Annotated in this window: 4 protein-coding genes; all 4 read right to left on the bottom strand. The window is 25.1% G+C overall.

Annotation, left to right across the window (positions count from 1 at the left end; genetic code table 11):
- Nucleotides 1-189: hypothetical protein (locus L8U98_RS08100; RefSeq protein ID WP_263725493.1), on the bottom strand; the 189-nt coding region annotated here is incomplete at its 3' end.
- Complete coding sequence (locus L8U98_RS08095; RefSeq protein ID WP_263725492.1) at nt 179-1,474, bottom strand: hypothetical protein; 1,296 nt, start codon at nt 1,472-1,474, stop codon at nt 179-181. The genes L8U98_RS08100 and L8U98_RS08095, both read right to left, overlap by 11 nt.
- A gap of 14 nt (nt 1,475-1,488) precedes the next feature.
- Nucleotides 1,489-1,956 carry a hypothetical protein gene (locus L8U98_RS08090; protein ID WP_263725491.1) on the bottom strand — a complete coding sequence of 156 codons (468 nt, stop codon included), beginning with the start codon at nt 1,954-1,956 and terminating at the stop codon, nt 1,489-1,491.
- 41 nt (nt 1,957-1,997) lie between these two features.
- Nucleotides 1,998-2,168 (bottom strand): hypothetical protein, encoded by a 171-nt coding sequence (locus L8U98_RS08085; RefSeq protein ID WP_263725490.1) that lies wholly within the window; start codon nt 2,166-2,168, stop codon nt 1,998-2,000.
- Between the last annotated feature and the right edge of the window lie 532 nt (nt 2,169-2,700).

Raw genomic sequence — 2,700 nt, 5'->3', positions numbered from 1 at the left:
AGCATTATCTTGATCTAATTCTCCAAAGTAAAAAGGATTGTTAGGAATTTCACTTGAGCCTGTAAGTAATACACCTTTGAAATAAATTTTAGAATGAGTTAAATCAACATTTTTAACCCTTAAGACTTCACAATCAATCACTTCTTTATCATAAGCAAAAATTATTTCTTTTACTTTTTCAAGAGGCATGAATTTTCCTTAAATTTTTAGTCATTTTATGATAGCTAGAACTCCAATATTTATCGCTTTTTTCTCCTGCTAAAACATTAAAATAAAATTCATTTCTATCTTTTTGATATTCTTGTGAGATATTACCATAATCATATTTATGATAAAGCATTCTTGAAATCATTTCATCTTTAGGTATAAAAATAAAAGGATAAAATTTACTCACACTAAAATTATTATATTTTTGACTCAAATCTAAATCTTGTATCGCAATAGCTTCATAATCATTATCTGCTTTTAAAAGTTTATTTTGTCTATCTTTTCTATCAAAATAAATTAATTCAAAATCACCTTTTATATCTGCACTAAATTTGTTAGTGATAGATTCTAGACAAAGATTTAATTTATTGTATATACTTTTAAGTTGAGAGGCTTTATCATAAAATTTTTTAATACTTTCATAATATCTTTGATTTTCTATATTTTTTTTACAAAAAGTTTGTATTTTCTTTTCTAAATTTTCCTGATTTACATAACATATATAATTATTATCTAGCATAGATCTAGTCCAAGTAATAAAAGCTCTTGCACCTTTTACACTTTGTAAATTATCATCAATATTTTGAAATTTCAAAAAGATGGAGTGAAGAGATTTGATCAAACCAAAGATATCTATCAAATTTCCAGGCACTTTATATTCATCATCAATAAGCTCTATTCCTATATCAGAAAGTTTTTGAATAACCCAAGTAACGCAATTATTTTCAAGAAGTTTATAGGTAAATTCTTCATTGATTGGCTTTTCGCTATTAGGTGTGATTTCTTTTGTGGCTTCAAAATCAGCTTTAATATTTGCAAGTAAGCTTTCATATTGTTCTTTAGAAAGTTCTAAAGTACAGCGATTAGAAGGTTTGAAAGTTTGAGGGCTTCTTAGTTTTTTAATAATATAACAATTTTTATCAATATTGCTATCTAATACATATTGGTTATTGTTAAATACTTTGCCAGGAGATCCTATAAGAGATTCTACAACATTAGCAATTCCGGTTCCAAAACCCCAAAAATCATCATTGAATTCATTAGGTTCTTTAGCTTCATACCATTTTTGATCTATCTTGTCCCATTCTTTATTTTTAAGATATCCTTGTCTTAATTGTTCATCTATTTTATCAAGCTCATCAGGACTTTTGCCTTTAGTAAGTCCTAAGAAAGCGTGGGTGAAATCTAAGCCGTTTCCATTATAAAGATTAACTAATATTTCATATTCTAAAAACTCATCAATATAAATCGTTGCATAATATTTCATTTATAAAATCCTTTCTAATATGTTGCCAGTCCATAAAAAAAGAACAATGTGCAAGCATAACCCAAGGCAAATAATAAAACGCTAAACATAAACTTTCTTTTAAAAATGGATATTAAGAAAAATACTCCTATACCACAACAACCAACAATAAACAAGCTTAAACTAGAAAAAAAAAATGCTAAAAATATAAATACCGCAGATAAAATCAAAGGAATGGCATTATAAATATATAATAAATTAAACATTATGCAAGAATATACAACAATAAATAACTCTATTGCATTTCTATCAAATATTAATAAAAATAAATTCTTATCATATTTACCATAACTAATATAAATGTAGTGAAAAGTTAGAATAATATAAACCACCAAAGCAAGAATCAAGCTACACACAAACCAAGCAATTTGTCCACTTGATATATTGTCTATTCCTTTGCTTTCTAGTTTTGCTTTGAGTTTAGAATAAATAGGAATTTGCAAATTTACTCCTAATATAGATAAATTGTTTTATTATAACCAATCTACTTAATACTTTTAATTAATTTAAATTCTTTGTTTTTAAGATATTCTTGTCTTAATTGTTCATCTATTTTATCAAGCTCATCAGGACTTTTGCCTTTAGTAAGTCCTAAAAAGACATGGGGAATGTTCCAATCCATAGGGTGGATATAAATTGTTGCGTAGTACTTCATAAAATTTCCTTATAAGTGACTAAAAAAATAATAACCAAATATTGCATAACAAATCATAAAAATCAATGATAAAAACAAGCTTAATTTATGTATTTTATAAAAAAAACCAATGATAAAAAATGAAATAATACTCAAAGAACAAAACCCAATAATCAAAATTGATATATCGTTAATAGTATGAGTATCAATATTAAATAACCATTGTATAGGATATAATAACCACCGAAAATCATCGCTTTTTATTAATATAGAATACACAAATGGGGATATTATCACAATTCCAAAACATATGAAACAATCTAATACAAATTTAGCAAAATTAAATTTGTTATTCATAGATATTCCCTTACTATATATTGATTATTTTTTAACATCTTATTGCTTGTAACATTAACAGAATTCATTTTAATTCCAAAACCCCAAAAATCATCATTGAATTCATTAGCTTCTTTAGCTTCATACCGTTTTTGTTCTATCTTATTCCATTCTTTATTTTTAAGATATTCTTGTCTTAATTATTCATCTACTTTAT

The sequence above is a fragment of the Campylobacter sp. RKI_CA19_01128 genome (genome assembly GCF_025771175.1).
In the GTDB taxonomy this organism is placed as follows: Bacteria; Campylobacterota; Campylobacteria; order Campylobacterales; family Campylobacteraceae; genus Campylobacter_D.
Note: the sequence above shows the minus strand (reverse complement) of the source record. Positions and strands in the feature narration are given on the sequence as shown.